This is a genomic window from Siphonobacter sp. SORGH_AS_0500 (assembly GCF_031453245.1).
Classification (GTDB): Bacteria; Bacteroidota; Bacteroidia; order Cytophagales; family Spirosomataceae; genus Siphonobacter.
On record NZ_JAVIYT010000001.1, the window covers coordinates 4,368,119 to 4,391,830 of the forward strand.

Annotated in this window: 26 protein-coding genes and 4 tRNA genes; all 30 read right to left on the bottom strand. The window is 43.1% G+C overall.

Going from position 1 to position 23,712, the window contains the following annotated elements; genetic code table 11:
• Positions 1-22 precede the first annotated feature (22 nt).
• Positions 23-3,886 carry a DNA-directed RNA polymerase subunit beta gene (rpoB, locus tag QE357_RS18405; protein WP_106637233.1) on the bottom strand — a complete coding sequence of 1,288 codons (3,864 nt, stop codon included), beginning with the start codon at positions 3,884-3,886 and terminating at the stop codon, positions 23-25.
• Between the two features lie 399 nt (positions 3,887-4,285).
• Positions 4,286-4,669: a 50S ribosomal protein L7/L12 gene (gene rplL / locus QE357_RS18410; RefSeq protein ID WP_106637232.1), complete on the bottom strand. Its 384-nt coding sequence runs from the start codon at positions 4,667-4,669 to the stop codon at positions 4,286-4,288.
• Between the two features lie 107 nt (positions 4,670-4,776).
• Positions 4,777-5,313 (bottom strand): 50S ribosomal protein L10, encoded by a 537-nt coding sequence (rplJ, locus tag QE357_RS18415; protein ID WP_106637231.1) that lies wholly within the window; start codon positions 5,311-5,313, stop codon positions 4,777-4,779.
• A 3-nt stretch (positions 5,314-5,316) separates the two neighbouring features.
• Entirely contained in the window at positions 5,317-6,015 is a 699-nt protein-coding gene (gene rplA / locus QE357_RS18420; RefSeq protein WP_106637230.1) for a 50S ribosomal protein L1, read from the bottom strand.
• A 71-nt stretch (positions 6,016-6,086) separates the two neighbouring features.
• Positions 6,087-6,530 (bottom strand): 50S ribosomal protein L11, encoded by a 444-nt coding sequence (rplK, locus tag QE357_RS18425; protein WP_106637229.1) that lies wholly within the window; start codon positions 6,528-6,530, stop codon positions 6,087-6,089.
• Between the two features lie 135 nt (positions 6,531-6,665).
• The gene (nusG, locus tag QE357_RS18430) at positions 6,666-7,223 is read right to left on the bottom strand and encodes a transcription termination/antitermination protein NusG (protein WP_106637228.1); all 558 of its coding nucleotides are present in this window, start codon (positions 7,221-7,223) and stop codon (positions 6,666-6,668) included.
• A gap of 91 nt (positions 7,224-7,314) precedes the next feature.
• Positions 7,315-7,509, bottom strand: coding sequence for a preprotein translocase subunit SecE (gene secE / locus QE357_RS18435; RefSeq protein WP_094815107.1), 195 nt, complete (start codon positions 7,507-7,509; stop codon positions 7,315-7,317).
• A 95-nt stretch (positions 7,510-7,604) separates the two neighbouring features.
• Positions 7,605-7,675: transfer RNA gene (locus tag QE357_RS18440), tRNA-Trp, on the bottom strand.
• 155 nt (positions 7,676-7,830) lie between these two features.
• Positions 7,831-9,015, bottom strand: a complete 1,185-nt coding sequence (gene tuf, locus QE357_RS18445; protein WP_106637227.1) for an elongation factor Tu — start codon at positions 9,013-9,015, stop codon at positions 7,831-7,833.
• 165 nt (positions 9,016-9,180) lie between these two features.
• Positions 9,181-9,252: transfer RNA gene (locus QE357_RS18450), tRNA-Thr, on the bottom strand.
• 160 nt (positions 9,253-9,412) lie between these two features.
• Positions 9,413-9,485: transfer RNA gene (locus QE357_RS18455), tRNA-Gly, on the bottom strand.
• A gap of 62 nt (positions 9,486-9,547) precedes the next feature.
• Positions 9,548-9,630, bottom strand: a tRNA-Tyr gene (locus tag QE357_RS18460).
• A gap of 269 nt (positions 9,631-9,899) precedes the next feature.
• Positions 9,900-10,880: an outer membrane beta-barrel protein gene (locus QE357_RS18465; protein WP_106637226.1), complete on the bottom strand. Its 981-nt coding sequence runs from the start codon at positions 10,878-10,880 to the stop codon at positions 9,900-9,902.
• Positions 10,881-10,934: 54 nt separating this feature from the next.
• Positions 10,935-11,702, bottom strand: a complete 768-nt coding sequence (locus tag QE357_RS18470) for a hypothetical protein (protein WP_309710552.1) — start codon at positions 11,700-11,702, stop codon at positions 10,935-10,937.
• 4 nt (positions 11,703-11,706) lie between these two features.
• Positions 11,707-11,895, bottom strand: coding sequence for a sigma-70 region 4 domain-containing protein (locus tag QE357_RS18475; protein WP_309710555.1), 189 nt, complete (start codon positions 11,893-11,895; stop codon positions 11,707-11,709).
• Positions 11,843-12,274 carry a sigma-70 family RNA polymerase sigma factor gene (locus tag QE357_RS18480; protein ID WP_309710558.1) on the bottom strand — a complete coding sequence of 144 codons (432 nt, stop codon included), beginning with the start codon at positions 12,272-12,274 and terminating at the stop codon, positions 11,843-11,845. Before QE357_RS18480 ends, QE357_RS18475 begins: the two co-directional genes overlap by 53 nt.
• 229 nt (positions 12,275-12,503) lie before the next feature.
• Entirely contained in the window at positions 12,504-12,776 is a 273-nt protein-coding gene (locus QE357_RS18485) for a hypothetical protein (protein WP_106637224.1), read from the bottom strand.
• Positions 12,773-13,327: a DUF420 domain-containing protein gene (locus QE357_RS18490; protein ID WP_106637223.1), complete on the bottom strand. Its 555-nt coding sequence runs from the start codon at positions 13,325-13,327 to the stop codon at positions 12,773-12,775. Before QE357_RS18490 ends, QE357_RS18485 begins: the two co-directional genes overlap by 4 nt.
• Positions 13,324-14,046: an SCO family protein gene (locus QE357_RS18495; RefSeq protein WP_309710562.1), complete on the bottom strand. Its 723-nt coding sequence runs from the start codon at positions 14,044-14,046 to the stop codon at positions 13,324-13,326. The genes QE357_RS18490 and QE357_RS18495 overlap by 4 nt, the downstream gene beginning before the upstream one ends.
• A 42-nt stretch (positions 14,047-14,088) precedes the next feature.
• The gene (locus QE357_RS18500; RefSeq protein WP_198555262.1) at positions 14,089-14,421 is read right to left on the bottom strand and encodes a cytochrome C oxidase subunit IV family protein; all 333 of its coding nucleotides are present in this window, start codon (positions 14,419-14,421) and stop codon (positions 14,089-14,091) included.
• 19 nt (positions 14,422-14,440) lie between these two features.
• Positions 14,441-15,202, bottom strand: coding sequence for a cytochrome c oxidase subunit 3 (locus QE357_RS18505; RefSeq protein WP_232793732.1), 762 nt, complete (start codon positions 15,200-15,202; stop codon positions 14,441-14,443).
• 86 nt (positions 15,203-15,288) lie between these two features.
• Positions 15,289-15,363 (bottom strand): hypothetical protein, encoded by a 75-nt coding sequence (locus tag QE357_RS25065; protein WP_409050271.1) that lies wholly within the window; start codon positions 15,361-15,363, stop codon positions 15,289-15,291.
• Between the two features lie 13 nt (positions 15,364-15,376).
• On the bottom strand, positions 15,377-15,883 hold the full coding sequence (locus QE357_RS18510) for a cytochrome oxidase subunit III (RefSeq protein ID WP_309710569.1): 507 nt from the start codon (positions 15,881-15,883) through the stop codon (positions 15,377-15,379).
• A 36-nt stretch (positions 15,884-15,919) separates the two neighbouring features.
• Positions 15,920-16,810 (bottom strand): heme o synthase, encoded by an 891-nt coding sequence (gene cyoE / locus QE357_RS18515; RefSeq protein ID WP_106637220.1) that lies wholly within the window; start codon positions 16,808-16,810, stop codon positions 15,920-15,922.
• Positions 16,797-17,816 carry a COX15/CtaA family protein gene (locus QE357_RS18520; RefSeq protein WP_309710575.1) on the bottom strand — a complete coding sequence of 340 codons (1,020 nt, stop codon included), beginning with the start codon at positions 17,814-17,816 and terminating at the stop codon, positions 16,797-16,799. Before QE357_RS18520 ends, cyoE begins: the two co-directional genes overlap by 14 nt.
• Before the next feature lie 172 nt (positions 17,817-17,988).
• A complete protein-coding gene (locus tag QE357_RS18525; protein WP_106637218.1) occupies positions 17,989-19,881 on the bottom strand; it encodes a cbb3-type cytochrome c oxidase subunit I in 1,893 nt (630 codons plus the stop codon).
• A 27-nt stretch (positions 19,882-19,908) separates the two neighbouring features.
• Positions 19,909-21,024, bottom strand: coding sequence for a cytochrome c oxidase subunit II (locus tag QE357_RS18530; protein ID WP_106637217.1), 1,116 nt, complete (start codon positions 21,022-21,024; stop codon positions 19,909-19,911).
• Positions 21,025-21,078: 54 nt separating this feature from the next.
• On the bottom strand, positions 21,079-22,398 hold the full coding sequence (locus QE357_RS18535) for a quinol:cytochrome C oxidoreductase (protein ID WP_106637216.1): 1,320 nt from the start codon (positions 22,396-22,398) through the stop codon (positions 21,079-21,081).
• 71 nt (positions 22,399-22,469) lie between these two features.
• A complete protein-coding gene (locus QE357_RS18540) occupies positions 22,470-23,096 on the bottom strand; it encodes a cytochrome c (protein ID WP_106637215.1) in 627 nt (208 codons plus the stop codon).
• 55 nt (positions 23,097-23,151) lie between these two features.
• Complete coding sequence (locus QE357_RS18545; protein ID WP_106637214.1) at positions 23,152-23,691, bottom strand: DUF3341 domain-containing protein; 540 nt, start codon at positions 23,689-23,691, stop codon at positions 23,152-23,154.
• Between the last annotated feature and the right edge of the window lie 21 nt (positions 23,692-23,712).

A 23,712-nucleotide genomic window follows, 5' to 3' on the forward strand; every position in this document is an offset into this window, starting at 1 on the left:
TCTGACTAATTTCTCAGACTTATTAATCCAGCGTGATTTCTAACGCCAGACCACGCAATTCGTGAATCAATACGTTGAAGGATTCAGGAATGTTTGGTTTAGGCAGGTTTTCACCTTTCACGATGGCTTCGTACGCTTTCGCACGGCCCTGCACGTCATCTGACTTCACCGTCAGAATCTCTTGCAGAATGTGAGAAGCACCGAAGGCCTCGAGTGCCCAAACTTCCATCTCTCCAAAACGCTGACCCCCAAACTGAGCCTTACCACCCAGCGGTTGCTGCGTAATAAGTGAGTATGGTCCGATAGAACGGGCGTGCATTTTGTCATCAACCAAGTGACCCAGTTTCAGCATGTACATGATACCTACCGTTACGGGTTGATCAAAACGATCTCCTGATAAACCATCATAGAGGAACGTACGACCGAACGAGGGCAGACCTGCTGCGTCCAATTCTCTCACTACTTCTTCTTCAGTAGCTCCGTCAAAGATTGGCGTTGCGTATTTTTTACCCAGTTTCAGACCAGCCCAGGCTAATACGGTCTCGTAAATCTGACCGATGTTCATCCGGGAAGGTACCCCTAGAGGGTTCAATACGATGTTAACCGGCGTACCGTCTTCGAGGAATGGCATATCTTCTTCACGAACAATCCGGGCTACTACCCCTTTGTTACCGTGACGACCTGCCATTTTATCCCCTACTTTCAGTTTACGTTTCTTAGCGATGTAAACTTTAGCTAATTGTACGATACCTGCGGGTAACTCATCCCCTACTTCCAAAGCAAAACGCTCACGCTTGAAGTGACCGGCTACTTCACTACGATTAACGATGTAGTTTTTAACCAGTGTTACAATGAGTTCGTTAATATGCTGATCATCCGTCCAGTTATTTAAATCCAGATCGGTCAGCAGGTTTACTTCTTCAGGAACGGCGTAATTACTTTCATCTCTGTAAGGGTTCTTTTCAGGGAATAAGTAATTTTCAATATTCGCACGGGTAAAACGAGTCGTTTTCGGCATTACTTCATCACCGAACTTGTGTTTTACACCTTGTGAAGTTTTACCTTCCAACAACTGAGCCAGCTTGTCGATCATGGTATCCTTGATCTTATTCAAGTCACGGCTGTATTGCTTCATCAGTACTTTGAGATCTGCTTTCGCTTTCTCACGTACTTCTTTCTCCTTGCTTGGACGCTTGAAGAGTTTGGTATCGATTACCACGCCTTTGAGCGATGGGGGTGCTTTTTTGGAAGCATCCTTCACGTCACCGGCTTTGTCACCGAAGATGGCACGAAGCAGTTTTTCTTCAGGAGTAGGATCGGTTTCTCCTTTAGGAGTGATCTTACCAATCAGAATATCTCCTTCTTTCACCTCAGAACCAATCCGGATGATACCGGTTTCGTCCAGGTTTTTAACCATATCCTCAGATACGTTCGGGATTTCAGAAGTTAATTCTTCTTCACCACGCTTGGTATCACGCACTTCAAGGTCGAATTCTTCAATGTGAATCGAAGTAAATACGTCGTCACGAACGATTTTCTCCGAAATCACAATCGCATCCTCAAAGTTGTATCCTTGCCAGGGCATGAATGCTACCAGCAGGTTACGACCCAAGGCTAATTCACCCTGCTGAGTTGCATAACCTTCCGTCAGGATTTGGCCTTTTACTACCCGTTCGCCTTTGAATACAATCGGCTTCAGGTTAATACAGGTATCCTGGTTGGTACGACGGAATTTAACCAGATTATACGTACGTACTTCGCTATCGAAGCTTACGAGTTTTTCTTCATCCGTTAGATCGTAACGAACCACGATTTTGGTGGCATCCACTGATTCGATGACACCGTCACCTTCAGCAGCAACCATCGCACGTGAATCTTCCGCTACGCGAGCTTCCAGACCCGTTCCTACGATTGGAGCTTCAGGACGTAACAGAGGTACGGCCTGACGTTGCATGTTAGAACCCATCAGGGCCCGGTTCGCATCATCGTGCTCCAGGAAGGGAATCAACGAAGCTGCTACCGAAACAATCTGGTTTGAAGCAACGTCCATCAACTGCGTTTCGCTAGGCGATGCCATTGGGAAGTCACCTTCAAATCGAGTTTTGATTCGATCTACTTCGAAATTTCCATTCTCATCAACAGCCGCATTTGCCTGGGCAATGTACTGACCATCTTCTTCTTCAGCCGTCAGGAAACGTAAATCGTCCGTTACTTTACCATCTTTAATAATCCGGTAAGGCGTTTCGATAAAGCCCATTGAGTTGATTTTCGCGTGTACACACAGCGAAGAAATCAGACCAATGTTTGGACCTTCAGGTGTTTCAATCGTACACAGACGACCGTAGTGCGTATAGTGAACGTCACGAACCTCGAAACCAGCACGCTCGCGAGACAGACCACCAGGCCCCAGAGCTGACATACGACGCTTGTGCGTGATTTCAGCCAGCGGGTTAGTCTGGTCCATGAATTGAGAAAGCTGGTTAGTTCCGAAGAACGAGTTAATAACCGAAGACAACGTACGAGCGTTGATCAAATCAACGGGCTTGAAATCTTCGTTATCACGCACGTTCATCCGCTCTTTGATGGTACGAGCCATCCGAGACAGACCTACACCGAACTGAGCGTATAACTGCTCACCTACTGTACGAACGCGACGGTTTGACAAGTGGTCAATATCATCGACTACTGCCTTCGAGTTGATCAGTCCGATCAGATATTTCACGATAGAAACGATGTCCTGAGTGGTCAGAACTTTCGTATCCATTGAAATATCTAATTGAAGTTTCTTGTTAATCCGGTAACGACCTACATCACCTAAATCGTAACGTTTGTCAGAGAAGAACAAGCTTTGAATAATGTCACGGGCCGTCTGTTCATCAGGAGCTTCCGTGTTCCGTAACTGGCGATAAATCTGCTCTACGGCTTCTTTCTCGGAGTTAGCGGAATCTTTCTGTAAAGTGTTGTAGATGATGTTATAATCGGCGATGTTCATATCTTCCTTGTGCAGGATGATTGATTTAACGCCGCTTTGTAAGATCATATCAACGTCTTCAGCCGAAACAACAGAATCCCGTTCCATCAGGATTTCGTTCCGGTCGATAGACATTACTTCACCCGTATCTTCATCTACGAAGTCTTCCTGCCAGGTACGCAGTACACGAGCAGCCAGCTTACGACCTAACGCTCGTTTCAGAGCAGCAGGAGTAGCTTGTAATTCTTCAGAAAGACCGAAGAGATCAAGGATTTCTTTATCAGAACCAAAACCAATCGCCCGTAACAACGTCGTAACCGGGAATTTCTTCTTCCGGTCAATGTAAGCGTACATTACGTTGTTAATATCCGTCGAAAATTCAATCCATGAACCTTTGAACGGAATGATACGAGCAGAGTACAGTTTTGAACCGTTTGTGTGCTTACTCATAGAGAAGAACACACCAGGAGAACGGTGCAACTGAGACACGATTACGCGTTCTGCTCCGTTGATCACGAAGGAACCGCGTTCGGTCATATAAGGAATATTACCTAAGAAAACTTCCTGCTCAATAGTTTCGAAGTCTTCATTATCAGGATCTTCACTACGCAGACGCAATTTCGCTTTTAAGGGCAACGCATACGTTAATCCACGGTCGATACTCTCATCTACAGAGTATTTAGGAGGATCAATAGAGAAGTCAACGAACTCAAGAATGTAATTTTCCCGAGAGTCAGAAATAGGAAAGTTTTCAGCAAAAACTTTGAAAAGGCCTTCATTTTTCCGGCGGTCAGATGGCGTATCTAACTGGAAAAACTCTTTAAAGGACTTTACTTGCAAATCCAGGAAGTCAGGGTAATCAATGACTGCACGGATTCGGGCAAAGTTGTGTCTGGAAGTTCGGTTTGTTGCCAAGGCACTACGGTTTTTAAAGTCCGAATTTGACTATTTGAAAATCGATCAGGCTTTTTGCCTAAATCTCAAATTAGTACCTCGTAGTTGACAGCATTAATTCCCTTGCGACTCCCCTACGAGTGGAATCGTGTGTCGGAATTAATACTCAGGGGTAAGAACTAGTAGGATGAAGATTCATCCTTTGGGATCATGTACTCAAAGCCTTTAGGCCCAAGTCTATAATCAACAAATGAATAGCGATCTAAGTTTCAAGGTGAAAGCAACTAATCTTTAATCAATTAATAATCAGATTATTAAGATCAAAAATAAGTCTATCAAAACCAAGACCTTTTAACGCAGGAAAGACCCAGCCAAAAGACTGGGTCCTAACCATGAGATTACATCTCTGTGCAATAGAAATTATTTGATTTCTACTTCAGCACCAGCTTCTTCAAGAGCTTTCTTCAGTGCTTCAGCTTCATCTTTCGTTACACCTTCTTTAACGGCTTTAGGAGCACCGTCAACCAGTTCTTTCGCTTCTTTCAGGCCAAGACCAGAAAGATCTTTAACAACTTTCACTACTTGAAGTTTACCAGCACCAGCTGACTTCAAGATTACGTCGAAAGAAGTTTTTTCTTCAGCAGCAGGAGCAGCATCTCCACCACCTACACCACCAGCTACCATTACGGGAGCAGCAGCAGCAGGTTCGATACCATACTCATCCTTCAGGATTTGTGCAAGTTCATTAACTTCTTTAACCGTCAGGTTTACAAGCTGCTCAGCGAATGCCTTTAAATCTGCCATTGTATTATGATTTTAATTTTTTCGAAATGAGTTAAAAACAGAGTGATATATATTCAGGCTTGGAAGCCACTTCAATGTCAATAAGCTTCAACAGCCTATTGAGGGGATTACTCAGGACGCTCTGAAAGCGTTTTGAGGATACCAGCCAGTTTGTTGCCACCACCTTGCAGACCGCTGATAACGTTCTTGGCAGGAGATTGTAACAGACCAACGATTTCGCCAACGAGTTCTTGTTTCGATTTCAGAGAAACCAGGGTATCTAATTGATCTTCACCAGCGAATACACTGTAATCAACAGAAGCACCTTTAAACTTCAACTTGTTAGCTTTACCTGATTCCTTGATGAAATCTTTGATCAATTTCGCAGGAACCTTACCTGACTCCGTGTGGAACATGATACCACTGAATCCTTTCAATACTCCTTCATTGAATGAAGAGTAATCTGTATCCAGTTGCTCAAGAGCCTTAGCAATCAGTGTATTTTTTACTACCCGATACTCAACACCAGCTTGGAAACATTTGCGGCGAAGATCGTTTGTCTGAGCTACAGACATACCAGCGGCATCGGTGATATAGAAGTAAGGAGTGGTCTTGAATTTTTCAGCCAGCTCCTCAATGATTAAGCCTTTTTCTTCTCTCGTCATGACTTACAGACCGTTTACAGTGTTTTTATCAATTTGTACACTCGGGCTCATGGTACTAGACAGGAAGATGCTCTTCACATATGTACCTTTTGCCGAAGAAGGCTTCAACTTCACCAGAGTATTGATTACTTCCAGAGCGTTTTCTGCCAGCTTATCGGAATCAAAAGAGACCTTACCAATGGAGGTATGAATGATACCCGTTTTATCAACTTTGAAGTCAATTTTACCCGCTTTAACTTCGCGAACGGCATTGCCAACTTCCAAAGTCACTGTACCAGATTTAGGGTTAGGCATCAAACCACGGGGACCCAGGATTTTACCCAGACGACCGATTTTTGCCATTACCGTAGGCATGGTAATAATTACATCGATATCAGTCCATCCACCCATGATCTTCTCGATATACTCGTCCAGACCTACGTGATCAGCTCCAGCGGCTTTCGCCTCTTCAACTTTATCAGGAGTACATAATACTAATACGCGAACATCTTTACCAGTTCCGTGAGGCAGTGCAACTACACCACGAACCATTTGATCCGCTTTACGAGGATCTACACCTAAACGAACGTCGATATCAATCGAAGCGTCGAATTTAGTGTAAGAAATCTCTTTCAAAATCGATGCAGCTTTTGCCAGTTCGTACGCCTGAGTCTGATCGAATTTCGAGCGAGCTTCTTTTTGTTTTTTAGTTAATTTAGCCATGAGAATGGTTATTTTGGGGTAATATCGAATGTGCTTCGGTACGCTGAAGGTTATTCTCCCCCGTTAGGAAATTATTCTTGCCAGGGAGCAGTACCAGATACCGTGATACCCATACTGCGAGCTGTACCAGCAACCATCTTCATTGCTGCTTCGATTGTAAAGCAGTTCAAATCAGGCATTTTGGTTTCAGCAATAGTTTTAACCTGATCCCAGCTAACTGAACCTACTTTCTTCAGGTTAGGCTGAGCAGAACCCAACTTAATTTTAGAAGCTTCCAGTAATAAGTTAGCAGCGGGAGGAGTTTTGATTACGAAATCAAACGATTTGTCTGAGTAGTACGTAATCAGTACAGGCAATACCTGACCCATTTTGTCTTGGGTACGAGCATTGAACTGCTTGCAGAATTCCATGATGTTCAGACCCTTGGAACCCAGTGCCGGACCGATTGGGGGCGAAGGGTTTGCCTGACCACCTTTAACCTGCAACTTTACATATCCGGTGATTTGCTTAGCCATTGTATAATAATATTTGAGGCTCTAAGGCCCACGTTACATTTATCGAAAGAAGCATTAACGAAGGGGCAATTCCTTGGAAGCTTGAAGTGCCAGTACCGCGATGGCTCACAACATCTGCGGAAAGAATGGTTCGTATTAGCCCTCTTTTTCCACTTGAGCGTAACTCAGTTCAACTGGCGTATTTCGGCCAAAGATTTTAACAGTTACGTGAAGTTTCTTTTTGTCATCGAAGATTTCTTCGATGGTGCCGGTAAAGCCACTGAATGGTCCGTCCATTACTTTCACTGATTCTCCTTTCAGGAAAGATACCGAAGAGGTAGACGTTTCTTCAACGACTTCATCCACCTGACCCAGCATACGCTTTACTTCAGAAGCTCGCAGTGGTACAGGAATTTTGGTTTTATCTTTATCATTACTTCCGAGGAAGCCAATTACGCCTGGCATACTGGTAATCAAGTGCATCACTTCGCCGTTAGACAAGTCAGCCGAGATCATGATATAGCCGGGGAAAAATGCTTTTTCGCGAATGCGTTTCTTACCGTTACGCATTTCAACAATTTTCTCGGACGGAATCAGAATTTGCGGAATAGACTCCTGAAGCTCTTGTCTGGCTACTTCCGTTTCCAAATAAGACTTTACTTTTTTCTCTTGTCCGGAAACAGCCCGCAAAACGTACCAATTCACGTTACTCATATTCTTCTCAGTTTTCAGTTTTCAATCTTCAGTTTCCAGTGATAGCGGAATGAATGCGTCAACTGAAAACCTCAAACTGGAAACGCGTTACTTACTTGGAGAGGCTATAGAAAAGATCCAGCAAATTCTGGAAACCCGCGTCCATCAGACCTACTACAATAGCGAAGATCAGAGAGGCGATCAACACTAACCATGAGCTCGATTGCAAATCCTTGAAAGGAGGCCAGGTGATGTGTTGCGTCACTTCGTCCCAGGAAGCCTTAAATAATGACGTTACCTTTTCCATGTGTTTAGTTTAAAGCTTTCAGGTTTAAAGCTTAAAGCCTGACTATCAAGATAATGTCAGAATTCACTTTAAACTTTAAACCTGAAACTTAGTTGCACGGGCACCAGGATTCGAACCCAGACCGAAGGTTTTGGAGACCTCTGTACTACCCTTATACTATGCCCGTGTGTGCTTGTACCTTAATTTTGGGACTGCAAAAATACGTTTTTGTTTTAATTAGGTCAACTTTTGGCCGACTTTTTTTTCTGAAAACAAAAAATAATTTTTAAATAAAGAAAGCGTCCCGATTAAAGGACGCTTTCTTTTGCTGCTTATAATAAATTATAAGATTTCAGTTACCTGACCAGCACCTACAGTACGGCCACCTTCGCGGATAGCGAAACGCAGACCTTTATCCATAGCGATAGGGCTAATCAAAGTTACGTCAATCGTGATGTTATCACCAGGCATAACCATCTCTACGTTCTCAGGTAACATGATTTCTCCTGTTACGTCCGTGGTACGGAAGTAGAACTGAGGACGGTATTTGTTGAAGAATGGCGTGTGACGGCCTCCTTCTTCTTTAGAAAGGATGTAAACCTCAGCTTTGAAGTGAGCGTGAGGCTTCACTGAACCTGGTTTACAGATAACCATACCACGACGGATATCAGTTTTCTCAACACCACGTAACAGCAGACCTACGTTGTCACCAGCTTCACCACGGTCAAGGATTTTGCGGAACATTTCCACACCCGTTACCGTAGATTTCAGGTTTTCAGCACCCATACCTAAGATCTCTACAGGATCACCAGAGTTGATTACACCTGTTTCGATACGACCCGTAGCTACCGTTCCACGACCTGTGATTGAGAATACGTCCTCAACAGGCATCAAGAAAGGCTTGTCAGTCTCACGAGCAGGAGTTGGGATCCAGCTATCAACAGCAGCCATCAATTGATCGATCGTTTCAACCCACTTAGGCTCGCCATTCAGACCACCTAAAGCAGAACCCTGGATTACAGGAATGTTGTCACCATCGAATTGGTAGAAGCTCAGAAGCTCGCGGATTTCCATCTCAACAAGTTCTAACAGCTCAGGATCGTCAACCATATCCACCTTGTTCATGAATACAACAAGCTGGGGTACACCTACCTGACGAGCAAGCAGGATGTGCTCACGAGTCTGGGGCATAGGACCATCCGTAGCAGCTACTACGATGATTGCACCGTCCATCTGAGCAGCACCTGTTACCATGTTTTTCACGTAATCGGCGTGACCTGGGCAGTCTACGTGTGCATAGTGACGGTTCTCAGTTTGGTACTCAACGTGTGCCGTGTTGATCGTAATACCACGCTCACGCTCTTCAGGAGCATTATCAATTTGAGAGAAATCTCTCTTTTCTGCCAGACCTTTTTCAGAAAGAACTTTCGTGATCGCAGCAGTCAAAGTCGTTTTACCGTGGTCAACGTGTCCAATAGTACCAATGTTGACGTGTGGTTTCGAGCGGTCAAAAGTCTCCTTTGCCATTTTTTGAAAGAATTATCGGTTTCGCGATTGGTTATTGTTCTGATGAAAGTGTACTTGCGAAAAGAGTCACTTGCACCTTTCGTTACGAAAAAAGTCCCTCTCTATACGGAGAGGGATTTCGCAATATCTGATCTTTCAACCTAAAACTCGGACCGAAAGTTTCAGAGCCTTTGAGGGGATTTGAACCCCTGACCTCTTCCTTACCAAGGAAGTGCTCTACCCCTGAGCTACAAAGGCAATACTCTAAAATCTTAAATTTACAAGCTTGAGAAAGGATTTACGAGAGAACGTTACGTAAATCAATTATCGCGTAACTTGTAAATCTTATGAACGTAGTAGAAACTGTTTTATCGCTACGAAAGCGAAATAACTTTAAAATGTTACGCTCAACTTATTGAGCGGGCGACGAGGCTCGAACCCGCGACCTGCAGCTTGGAAGGCTGCCGCTCTACCAACTGAGCTACGCCCGCATTTACTAAAAATGACTATCGATTTTATAATACACTTACACAATCAATAGTCATTGAAATTGTGGGGCGAGATGGATTCGAACCACCGTAGGCTGACGCCAGCAGATTTACAGTCTGCCCCATTTGGCCACTCTGGTATCGCCCCAAATGAGATGTTACTAAGCTTGTATTAAAGAACGTTTTCTCCCCTTCCTTCGAGTAAGTTTTGTTTTACCTTCCGGTTTGGAGTTGCAAAAGTATAGCGTTCTCGAGCCCTTGTCAAGAGGTGACTCAAAAAAACTTATACTTTTTTACGGAATTTAATCTTCCATTCCTCTTAATTCTTTCATTTTCAGAGCAATCCATCAAAAAAAATCTACAAAAAAAGGGAGCCATCTTTTTAGACTAGCTCCCTTTCTCTCGTATTTCCTTTGTTTAATTCAGACGCACGCCAAAACTGACTGCCTGTACCTGGGGTCCACGAGCTACCTGATATAACTCGTTCAGGTCATATTGGAAGAACAAATCCACCGAGTTACGGAAACCAATCTCAGCCATTAATCCGTAGCGAAAATCGTTTAGCCAGTACCCTCCATGGTTATGGTCTTTTTTGCCATTTTCTGTTTTAGTCTTGGTATAACTGTCCAGCCGATAGCCTACATACCCTCCTGCCCCAATGTGCGATATGACTCCTTTTCGAATCGCAATGCTTGGCATAACTGGAACCGTTACGTAACAAACGGTTAATTTATTTTTCCGAAGCGGTTGCCCAAACTCCCGGAATTCTACTCGTTCTTCTCCTTTGTAAGCTACCTTATCCCCATCAAACATGAAGTTATACCAGGAAAATTCCAACCCTAGCCTTACTCGTAAAGCGGCATCCTGACCTTTCACTAACGTAGGATTACGGTAAAAGCCTAAAGCAAAGTAACGAGAGCCCAGAGGTCGAAGGTCATAATCATCTGGATTCGGGTACGCCGCCGTATTCTCCTTGCTGCCGTACGCATTCAAACCGATTGAAATAACAAAATTGTCCTGATCATTTTGCCACCAGGGACGGGTCTTTTTTACGGTTCTTTTGGTGTAACGAATGGTATCACCTTTAGCGGTAATCTTATACCCATTACGTTCAATTACTGTTTCATTCATTAAATACTGCTCCCCGTTGATTTCATCCAATACAATACGAGTTGTCCCGTTGGAATCAGCTGCGTCAATTTTAGCTCCTACATCCTTCAATAACTTATTTACATCATAATGGAGTAACTTCTTAAGTTCCTCTTTATTCTCACCGTAAATAATAATCCGGGAATTATCCCCCATCACCACTATAATGGAATCTTTTTGAACCTCTTTGGCAGAAGCGATTCCGAACGTTCCTAAAACGGCAAGCAAAGCGAATACGATGCGTTTCATGTTCTTAATTCAAAGGATTTACTTTTCAGATGTAACTGAAGGAGCAAAAGTTGCTTAGTGCTTCTTAAAAATATTATCTTCTGTCCGGGCTAGGATAGCTTTTCCATCTAATCCCACTTCTTTCCATTCGCCCTCCTGGATATGCTTCAGGCTTTTAGCTATTCTGGAGAAAAATTTCTTCTTCTTAGCAGGCTTTTCATCCTTAACATCTACCGCTGCGATTTCCGATTCAACTACTTTAACAATAAAGGTCTTGTCTTCCTCAGGCTTTTCTGGCTTAGAAACCGCCACTTCTGTCGCTTTAGGTATTTCTATAGTTAGTGGTGTAGGTGCCTTTACCTCGGCTTCGTTTCTGGCTACTGATTCTACCACCGGGATCGTCTCAAGAGTCATCTTGTCCTGACTTGGTACCGGACGAGTGTTCTTGTGAGGCACTACCTTTACTTTAGATTCCTGTACCTGGGGCTTCTCTTGTTCCGTGCGACCCTCCTTAGTAGCTATTGCCACTTCCGTCTCAGGGGTAAAAGCTGGTTCAGGGGTAACGACTTTAGGAGGAGTAATTGCCTTAGGCTGCTGCACCGCTAACTCCTGTGAGTTAGGCTGACTCGCTTTCTGGAACCACCAACCTGCCATCATTAATAAAGCAATGGAAGCCACAGCAGAATACTTGGCCCAAAGGGGCAAGCCTCTACGCTGGGTATAGCTGGAGTTGAGTCGGCTCTGTATCTTTTCCCACGATTGAGATTGCGGTGCCTGCTCATGGGTTTTTAGCTTTCTGGCAAACAACTCATCAATCGGATGATTTTCTTTTGGCTGTTTCATAAGCTTAATAATTTATTGACAACCGGGTATCGCTTTCAGCAATCATGCGTTGCAACAAAGCTCTGGCCCGGTGTAGTTGCGATTTAGATGTACTCTCCGTAATTCCCAAACTCTGACCGATTTCTTCATGCGTATACCCATCAATGGCATACAGGTTGAATACGGTTCGGTAACCTACGCGGCAATTGTTCAACCAGCTTTAAAAGGTCCTGAGCTTCTAATGACGTTTCAGGCAATTGCGGATTAGGTTCATAGATTATATCATCATAACTCATCTGATTCCCCATCTGTTTTTTTGCTCGTAGAGCCATCAAACATTCGTTTACCACAATCCGGCGAATCCAACCTTCAAAACTACCTTCTAATTTAAACTGACTAATCTTCTCAAAAACTTTGACGAAGGCTTCAATCATGCATTCTTCCGCTTCGTACTCATCTTTAAAGTATCTCCGACAAACAGCATTCATCCGGCTGGAATATTTATCATATACCCTCCGTTGAGCTCTGGGGTCGCCCTTTTGACAGGCTTTTACCAGTTGTTCTTCTGTTTGAAATAAAGATAAGATTTTCACGGGACTCGGTCTAAGGCTAGTTACCTGCAAGACAGATGCACATCCATTAGAAAGGGTTGCATAATTTGTTTAACTAATTTTAAAAATATTGTTTTTCACGTTCATTATTTTTTTATCCTTTTGATTCCCAGAAACTTATTAACTCTATCTTTTGGGGTTACTAAAAATAAAACCTCCTGACCGAAGTTCAGGAGGCTATTATCAGGCAATAAATCTAATCACAAAGTTCTTAAGACTGGGTAATACTCTTCATTCGTTCCCACAAAGCCAGTTTCTGAGCGTGCTCTTTGCGGCTACCTTTGTACCACAAATAGGCAATCAGAGCTACTAACAAATAAGGCATAACCAGTAAGTATAGAATGCCGGTATTGAGTCCAGAACCATTTAAGTAATGCCCATCGCTATAGGTACTTTCCACAGAAGCCCGGCACATGGCACATTGAGCAAAGCTCATCGTAGAACTCCAAAGGAGCAATACAAAAGCGGCAATGAGTTTTTTCATGAGTGGTAATAAGGACTAATCATTAAATAAGCAATGACACCAGTTACTGACACATATAACCATAAAGGATACGTAACCTTCACGATACGTTTATGCCGTGGGATCTGATTACTCCAGGCATAGTATACTGCTAATAAAACGAACGGCACAACTACCACTGATAGTACAATATGCGTCACTAAAATAGTATAGTAAAAGCCGCGAATAAACGCCCCTTCACCACCAAACTTTGTTGATTCGGTGGTCAGGTGATACAGTACATAACTAACCAGAAACAACGATCCCAGCACAAAAGCCGCCTGCATACTTCTACGGTGCCCGGCAATGTTTCCCTTTTTAATAAAGATGTAACCTGCCAGTAATAGAATTGAAGTGGTGGTATTAATAGCCGCGTTTAAATGGGGTAATATCTTGGTCCACTCTCCTAAGTTTACTTTAGGTACACGAGGGTTCAGTAAAACGGCCACCGCAATAGGAATCGCAAAGGATAAAATGCGAATCCACATCAGATAGCTCTTCTGCTTTTCCTGGGGTATAATTAACTGACTCATTTTGATTCTCGTTTTTTGTAAATATCCTGCAATACCCGTATTTCCAGAATCAGACGATCCACTTCTTCTTTATCTTCTGCGTCGTAATAACCTCGGATCACGCCTTCCTTATCCACTAAAACCAACTTACTGTCGTGCGTGAAAGTTTCATTCGAGCCCGTTTTTGGAGCATCATCCTGAACGGCCAGTTTGTAGCCTTTTATCGCTAGCTGGTAGATCTGGGATTTATCTCCTGTCAGAAATACCCATTTATTAGTTTCCGCATCATAACGTTTGGCATAGGCTTTCAACACCGACGGTGTATCATGAACGGGATCAATAGAATGCGAAACAAGCAATACTTCGGGATAATTCAGAAATACATCCTGAATCCGATTCAATTGACTCGACATTTTAGGGCAAATCGTTGGGCAACGGCTAAAGAAAAAATCTGCTACTACAATTTTTCCTTTAATCAGGTTTCTATCGACAGCTACACTATCCTGATTCCATAAATGAAAATCTGGAATGGTATGGAAAAGTGTATCCTGTTCAGGCTCCCACCATTCGCGGTCAGGACCATTTTTTACGATTGCTACCTGATTCGTAACTGAATCACGGAGGGGGAAGTACCGGGGTAAAGTATAATGATTTACGCCCCCAAAACGAATCCACAAAAAAAACAAAACCGGAATCACCAACATGAGAGTCAGGATTCCGGCTTTTTTAAAATTCCACATAACTAGCTCTCTTAATATGCACAAAAGTACATATTAATGTTATTAGTAAGTAGATATAAAACCACCTTCTAGTAAAAGAGCCAGTACTAACCATGCAATAAACACGATAGGAACCAGGATGGTCCAGAAAAGACCTTTTGTTTCCTGTGATAAGTGCATGAAGTCGCCCATGATGTAAGCCGCTTTAATAAGCGTCATACCTACGAAGATGGCTACCTTCAAAATGTGATAGTGGTGAGGCAACGAGAATGCTACCACGAATTCCAGTACAGTGATAATTAATAAAATCCAAAATGTTTTCCAGATGGCTTTGGTTTGAGGCTTAGCAACCATCTTACCGTCCTTCTCGATAAACTCGTTATATTCAGATGCCATGACGACTTATGCTTTTCAATTAAACCAGATAGAAGAATGTAAATACGAAGACCCAAACCAAGTCTACAAAGTGCCAGTAAAGACCTACTTTTTCAACCATTTCATAATGTCCACGACGCTCGTATAATCCCATACAAACGTTGAAGAAGATGATGATGTTCAGGATAACTCCAGACGTTACGTGCGTTCCGTGGAAACCTGTAATGAAGAAGAAGAAATCAGCAAATGGCTGAGGGCCGTATTGGTTGACGTGTAAATTAGCTCCAAATACTTCTTTAGTTACCTGTACTCCGTTGATGATGTCGGTTACAATGGTTGGCTTGTCTGTTCCGGTAATAAAGTGACCCCACTCCCAAGCCTGAGAACCTAAGAAAGTAATACCACCTAAAATCGTCCAAAGCATCCATTTCTCTACATCTGCTTTGTCTTTGCGGTGTCCTGCTTCAACCGCCAATACCATCGTTACAGAACTGAAGATCAGAATGAACGTCATGATACCTACGAAAACCAGGGGTAACTGATAACCGTGGAAGAAGGGTACTGCCTCAAATACTTTTTCAGGAACAGGCCAGTATTCCGTAGAAAAAACGAAATCTTTTGGCTCTCCCTCGAATGCAGGGTGACTATAACGGACTAAGCCGTAAGCAATGAGTAATCCAGAGAATGTAAATGCATCCGATACAAGGAAGATCCACATCATCAATTTACCATAGCTGGCCTTCATTGGTTCAGCACCACCCAGCCATAGTTGTTTCGGTTCAGCAGCAGCGTGTGTTGCCATGTACGCTAATTCGGTTTACAGTTAATAATTTCGTTTTTTCGCTCCGTTGAGAGACGTTTGGTGAATAAATCACCGAGGCGTTTGTTCTACCGGAAATTCAAAAGGAAGACAAACAGGTATAACCACAATCCATCCAGAAAATGCCAATACATGGCAGCCATCTCGATACGGTTTCTATTGTTTAGAATGAATCTTCATTTGCCAGGCCGACACAAAAGAGACGATCAAAACAATCAAGCCACTGATGACGTGCAAACCGTGAATGAAAATTAAAACATCAAAAAAAGAAACTGCTGGATTGCCGACGAGGAATAGCTTCTGGCTTACCAATTCATAAAATCCCTGAACCTGTAAGTAAAGAAAGACCAAGCCGAGTGCAAAAGTAATCGAAATCGCTGTTTTCAGAGGACCAAATTGGTCTTTTTTTGCAGCACGTACTGATAAATGCATAAAAATGCTACTAATCAGCAATACCCCTGTGCTATACCAGAAAATCATGGGGATTTCAAACTCTAACCAGTTTCCTTCTGCCCGGCGAACCAGATACGCACTCGTCCAACCAGCAAAAGACATGGTAATACTGGCAATAGCCAGCCAAAGCATAAATTTTTTCGGATTAAACGAAAACGTAGGTTTCGCTTCTTCCGTAAAGTTTTTTACCGATGTTACTTCCGTATTCATAACTACAGTGATTACTCCCGTGGGAATTAAATGAGTTTACGCTTTATCTAACAAAAACACGATCTGAAGGATCGGCAGATAGGATATAGAAACAAAGAATAATCGACGGGCGGCGGCATCATTCACAACCCGGAATAAGTAAATGCCATGAGCCAGGAAGAGCAGACCTCCAATCGTTGCTAGAATGGCCGAGGTAATGCCTGTAATTCCCAATTCATAAGGTATCCAGCCTAAGGGTAACAGAAAAAGGGTGTACCCAATAATGGCCTTAGCCGTCTTGCGATCTTTACTTCCGTTATAAGGTAATAATTGAATGCCCGCTTGCTTATAGTCGCTATCAATCATCCAGGCCAAAGCCCAAAAGTGAGGAAATTGCCAGAAAAACTGAATTGCAAATAATACACCCGGTTCCCAGCCAAACGCATTGGTAGCTGCTACCCATCCAATCATAGGGGGAAAAGCTCCGGGAAAGGCTCCCGCAAAAACAGCAATCGCTCCCGACCGCTTAAGAGGCGTATAGACAAATCCGTATAGTACTACCGAAAGCAGAGCTACAACAGCCGAGCGGAAATTAAAGAAGTGGACAAACAGAAAAAGACTGATTACCGTTAAAATCAGGCAGAACACAGTCGCTTCAGTAACCGTCAACCGATTGGATGGTAAGGGACGATTTCGCGTCCGTTTCATCATATAATCAGTATCTTTCTCGTAAATCTGATTGATTATATTGGAAGCTCCCGTAATGAGGAAACCAGCAATCGTGATGAGAATCAGATTAAACCAGTTAATCTCTTTGACTGCCAGATAATACCCAAAAGTTCCTGATAAGGCTACGTAACTACTTAAGCGGTGCTTGAGTAACTCGAAGTAAGCCTTGGCTTTTTCCTGCCAGGTAAGATCCAGTACGCTCGTTTTAATTTCGGACATTGCTCGTATGTAAGGGCGTTGCGAATACTTCCGCGTCTACCCTATTAATTCTACCGAAAACGTTCTCGGCATTCAATAATAAAAAGGCTACAAACTGTACGCCTAACATGATAATCGACAGCGTCAAATGTACCGGCTGTAAGTACGCAGGAATGGAAAAATACGCCATGATTACGCCCGTGAGGATTTCTACCCCTACCAGAGCTAGCATCGCTTTTCCATACGATCGCAGTAGGCCATTCTGACTCGTATTCTTCATTAACGAACGAATGAACCAAATATGAAAACCAAATACGATTAGAGAAAAAGAGCGGTGTACATAAAACCAAAGTCCTGATTGGCTGGCTTGTTCAATCCACTGATCGCGGTTATCATAACCAATTCTGAATATTACTTCATCAATGGCTTCACGTACCTGCGTCCCCATCAGGATTTGAACCACTGATAAAATAATAGCCGTCGCTAATATAAAATTCAGCTTAGGCTTATGAGTTACTTTTTCAACTTCACTAACCTCAGAATAAGCTCGGGCAACAGCATAAATCAATACGAAAACTATGATGATGGCTACCAGCATGTGCAGGGTTACCATCAAAGGTTTCAGCTCAGTTGATACCACTTTTGCTCCCAACCAGCCTTGAAAACCCATTAATAGAAAAGAGAGGAAAGACAGCCCTACTATCGTCTTGTCACGTTTCCAGTATTTAAGGGAGGCAATAAAGGTAGCAAAAACAAATATTCCCGCTAATACTCCTACCAGTCGGTTTACGTATTCAGTCCATGTTTTTACTGGATTGAAAAGAACTTCACCTTTGAGTTTTGCTCCGAAAATTTCCTGATAATTGGCGGGTAATTGGGATATATCAGTGGGAGGAACCCAGCTACCAAAACAGCGGGGCCAGTCAGGACAACCCATTCCTGCACCTGTACTACGTACCACGCCTCCGGCTACAACAACCAGATAAACGACAATAATGGTAGCAATACCTAACTTTCTGTAATTCATACTGCCCTTCGTTACTTGCCTACAAAGATACTACTGAATTTTCTTCAATGATAAAAAGATTTCAATCTAATCTTTAAGTATTTGCTTAAAATTCAACCTTTCCTTTTGCCAGGCTCACAAAAAAACGGAACCCCGTAAGGTTCCGTTTTTGAAAGTTAGAATCGCTTCTGGCTTAGTGTCCACCAGACTTAGCTGAAACTTCTTTTTGATAAGGGTGTAACTCCTCAATTGTTTTCTCGAGAGCAATTTGCTCATTTTCTTCAGGAAGGTTAGACTCTGGCGTAGCAGAGAAAGGAACCGTCTGAGGAATGAAGTCTTCTACTGCTCCTGGTTTCGAGAAGTCATAAGGCCAACGGTATACCGCAGGAATAGGACCTTCCCAGTTGCCGTGACCTACTACTACTGGTGTAGTCCACTCCAATGTAGTGGAACGCCATGGGTTTTGAACCGACTTCTTACCTTTAAAAATCGAGTAGAAGAAGTTAAAGGCGAAAATACCCTGAGCTGCAAACGTTATGATCGCCGCAACGCTGATGAACTGGTTCAAGTCAGCGAAAGAGTTCGTCATATCGTACGTAGAGAATGAGTAGTAACGACGTGGGAAACCAGCGATACCAATGTAGTGCATGGGGAAGAATACACAGAATACACCAATGAATGACAGCCAGAAGTGAATATAACCTAAGGTGTTATTCATCATGCGACCGTACATTTTGGGGAACCAGTGGTAAACCCCTGCCATCAGACCGAAGAATGAAGCAGAACCCATTACCAAGTGGAAGTGAGCTACTACGAAATAGGTATCGTGTAACTGGATATCCAAAGCAGCATTACCCAGAATGATACCCGTTACCCCACCAGCGATGAACAGAGACACCAGACCGATAGAGAACAACATCGCAGGCGTAAAGACGATGTTCCCTCTCCAGAGTGTGGTAATGTAGTTAAAGCCTTTTACTGCTGAAGGTACGGCAATAATCAGCGTTAAGAACATGAACACAGAACCTAAGAAGGGGTTCATACCTGTTACGAACATGTGGTGAGCCCAAACGATGAACGCTAACAGCGTAATACCTAACATCGAACCAATCATGGCACGGTAACCGAAAATAGGTTTACGTGCGTTGGTAGCGATAACTTCTGAAGTAATACCTAAAGCAGGTAATAATACGATGTATACCTCAGGGTGACCTAAGAACCAGAATAAGTGCTGGAATAAGATCGCAGAACCACCTTGTTGGGGAAGAGCTTCTCCACCAATGTAGATTTCAGAAATATAGAAGCTCGTTCCGAAGTTACGATCAAAGATCAGTAACAGAGCTGCTGATAACAGTACAGGGAATGAAAGAATACCTAATACGGCTGTCAGGAAAAATGACCAGATGGTCAGAGGTAATTTGCTGAATGAAAGACCACGAGTACGTAAGTTGATAATCGTCGTTACGTAGTTAAGTCCACCCATCAACTGAGAGACAATGAATAGAGCCATTGCAACCAGCCATAGCGACATACCCATTCCTGAACCATTCGATGCGGTTGGAATAGCAGATAAGGGAGGATAAATTACCCAACCGCCCGCTGCTGGACCTGTAGAAATGAACAGAGAGCTTAACATGATGATACTAGCCACTAAGAAGAACCAGTATGAAAGCATGTTCAAGAAGCCCGATGCCATATCACGAGCACCAATTTGTAGAGGAATTAAGAAGTTGGAGAACGTACCGCTCAAACCGGCTGTCAATACAAAGAATACCATGATGGTACCGTGCATCGTAACCAGAGCTAGGTAGAACTCAGATTCTAATTTTCCTTCTGGATTGATCCACTCGCCTAATAGCCAGCGGAGTCCGTCCAGCTTCATGTCAGGGAAACCTAACTGAAGACGGAATAAGATAGAAAGCAAACCACCAATGAAAGCCCAGATAATACCCGTAATCAGGTATTGCTTAGCAATCATTTTATGGTCTTCAGAAAAAACGTATTTCTGAATAAAATTTTGCTCGTGATGCTCATGCTCGTGCTCGTGTGCATCATGAGCGTCGTGAGTCAGTGCAGCCGTTGCCATATCGCGTTATGATTTAAAGATACAAGATTAACGAAGTGAAGCAGTAGCAGCGGATGCTGACGCAGTGCTATCAGCGGGAGCTTCTCCTTCAGCAGGAGCTTCTTCCGATCCAGATTCTGTATACTTCATCGCTTTAGCTTTTAAACGAGCAGGTACACGATCTAAATAACTAGCATTGGTAGCCAGGAAAGATTTCTGAGTCTTCAACCAAGCCTGAAAGTCTTCTTCTTCCAATACAACTACGTTCATCTTCATAGAAAAGTGCCCCTGACCACAAATTTCAGTACAGTTCAAACGGTACTCAAATTTAGGATCATTGGTTTCAGCTTTCATTTCGTCCGTTGACTTAGTAGCCTTGAACCAGAATTTGGTAGGCATACCAGGAACGGCATCCATTTTCACGCGTAAGTGAGGTAAAAACACACTGTGCAATACATCACGAGCACGGATTTTCAAAAGAACGGGAACACCTTTAGGAATGTAAAGCGTATTGCTGATTACGTCATCGAATGAGTTCTCGTCCGTCATATCGATACCTACTTCATTAGTAGCGTCAATTAACTTGTAATTGTAACTACCTAACTTGTTGTTATCGACACCGGGATAACGAGCAATCCAGTTAAACTGTTTACCCGTCACTTCAATTACATAAGCATCTGCGGGTGCTTCGCTAGTGATATCACGCCATACTCTCCAACCCATGAACACCATGATTGCCATTACAATAGCAGGAACTACGGTCCAAGCTAATTCAAGGCGGTGGTTAACAGGATAAAACGTAGCTCTACGTTTCGGATCGTATTGATACTTGAACGCAAATACGAATAATAAAATACTAGTCAGGAAGAAGGCAGTTGTAACAATTGCCATAAACCACCAGAACATCGTATCGGTATGCACGCCGTGCTCCGAAGAAGGAGAAGGCAAGAATTTAGGAGCCGCCTCAACGAAAGACCAAACTCCGGCAGCACTTCCAAGCAGGAATACAATTGGCAATAATGCCGCATTGATTTTGTTTGCCATACCCGGGGTATTCGCGTCCTGAGCAGAAGCGAATCCTTTGGTAAACACGGACATTCTATTCAGTACTACCAGAGTTAGTACCAAAAGAACCGCCGCCAGCAAACCAACGATATAAACCATGACAATCTTTGTTTTTAATACTTTCTATTTCAAAACAGCTCTACGAATACTAGACTAAATATCGTGATGAACAGCTTCTTCTAACATCGGGTGGTTTTTAGCCACTAACGAAAGCTTCGTTAATTGGTTGTTGATCACAAAACCAAAAGCAGAAGCAAAGAAAAGAGTCGTTCCCCATTCGATCAAACCAATTCCACCGTGTTCACCCATAATACCTGGCATCATCATCTGATAGAAATCAAAATAGTGAGCCACCAGGATTGCACAAGCTCCAACTTTCAGGAAGGTAAAGTTACGTTTAGCATCACGAGTCATGAACCATAAGAATGGAGCCAAGAAGCCCATAATTAAGTTGATGAAGAAAGGAGCTTTGTAGATTCCACCGTATCCGCTGAAACGCTCACGGAAATAGATCGTTTCTTCAGGCATGTTTGCATAGTAGATCAACAGGAATTGAGCGAACCATACATAAGTCCAGAAGATAGAGAAGGCAAACATAAATTTACCTAAATCGTGTAAGTGGTTCTCATTTACACTACGCAGGTATCCTTTTTCTTTCAGGAAAATAACTGTCAGAGTAATAACAGCATAGCCTGATACGTGCCATGAAGCAAAGTGGTACCAACCAAACATCGTTGAGAACCAGTGCGTATCAATCGACATAGCCCAGTCCCAAGCACAGGTAGAAGAAGTAACGGCAAATACTAAAACGAAAGCCCGTGAAAGGTTTTTCATTTTGTACCACCACTCGGTTCCACCGATCTCATCTTCCTGCTTCGAAAGGTTCCGCAGGAATACCCAAAGGCCATACCATAAACCAATGTAAAGTACCGTTCTAATAACAAAGAACGCGTTATTCAAATACCAGCTCTTGCCAGCAATGATTTTATCGTAATGATCGCTTTCAGGATCCATTACTCCTTCATGACGCCAGTGGAACAATTCCTGTCCAAAAGCAAAATAAAGAATTAACAGTACTGCTCCTGAAAAAGGTAAGAATGCTGGGAAAGCTTCAGGGATACGTTTGATGATCGAAGACCATCCCGCCCACGAAAGGTACTGAATCGCAATGAAGAACATTCCGATTACTGAAATACCTGTAAAAAACTCAGCGTTCATCCAAAGGTTAGCTACTACACGTTTCGCCCAAACGGGTAAACCATGATGAGCTTCATGACCATGAGCGGCGTGTTCTGCGTGCTCGTGGGCATGTTCGATTCCGATTCCAAGACCTTTCGATACTAAAAACGCACCAATCAAAAGAGTAGCCAGACCTGCCAGCATACCGATAATCAGCTTCCGTTTCGAGGAGGAGGTAAAGTCATACCATTCTTCCATCTCCGCTGGATCAAAATGGTGATTGTGCTCTGCCATTATACTTACGTTATTCGTTATCAGTTATTCGCCAATCGTTGACACAATTAACAACTAACTCTCTTGATTGATTAGGGTTCTTGCTGAAGTTTGTGAACATATTGAACGATCTTCCAGCGATCTTCAGGAGAAACCTGAGAACCGTGAGGCCACATCCGTCCTTTTCCGTAGGTAATTACGTGGTAGATATGTCCGTCATTCAAATCTTTCAATGCATCACTAGAGTAAACCGGTACCCCACCATATTTCTTACCTACAGGGCCATCTCCTTTACCGCTTCCGCCGTGGCAATGCAGGCAGTAGCGACCGTAAAGTAACTCACCCTGTTTGGTCACTTTCTCATCAGTTGGGAAAGGATTAGTTAGTGCAGTTTCAGCGACAGCCAAGTCATTTGGACCAATGTTACGGGCAATCATGTCCATTTTTTCCAATTTGGAAATAACTGAATCTCCATCTGTACTAGCAAAGTACTGACGAGGAATCGTGCCTTTTACCGGAACACGCATGTTCAAATTTCCTTTACCCGTTGCACTGTTAATAGGGTTAGCGTCAATTTGAGACAGGGGCTCGTATCCTACTGGATAGTACATGTTAGGAGCAAACTCCCATGCCTGATGCTGAGGATCACGTTTCAGGGACGCTAGCCCAACCACCACGAGGGAGGCTGCAATCCACACAAACGGTAGGTATTTTTTCATTGTACAATCAGTTGATAATTACTGATAGAAACACAGAGGTAGTTCTATCGGATTTTTAAGCTTCTTCTTCAATTACTTCTTTCACATTCACCTCGATTGCTCCTGTATCACGAAGAGCTTTCTCGATTTCTGCTTCTGATTTCTGGTTAGAAGCGGTGTCAATAGCCATTACGAATTTATCGTCCGTACTACGCAGATCGAAAATAACCGCTTTGTTACCCCACCATAAACCATTTGTAATAAAGAAGCTAAATACCATTCCGAATGCAGTAAACAATACTGTAAACTCAAACATCGGAGGGATGAAATCAGGGAAGGCATAAAAGTCCTTACCACCAATATTCATAGGCCAGTCGATTGCCATGGTGTATAGTGTGAATACAAACATGGTTAGCAAACCTAAGCAGCCGAACATAAAAGCTGCCATAGGAATACGAGTACGGGGATGCCCAATGGCTTTATCTAAACCGTGAACGGGGAAGGGCGTGTATACATCGTGGATTTTGATGCCGCTGGAACGAACTGCTTTTACAGCAGCCATTACTTCATCATCATCATCGTATACCCCTACTAAAAATCTTTTGTTAGTATCCATAATACGGATTGTATGCTTTAT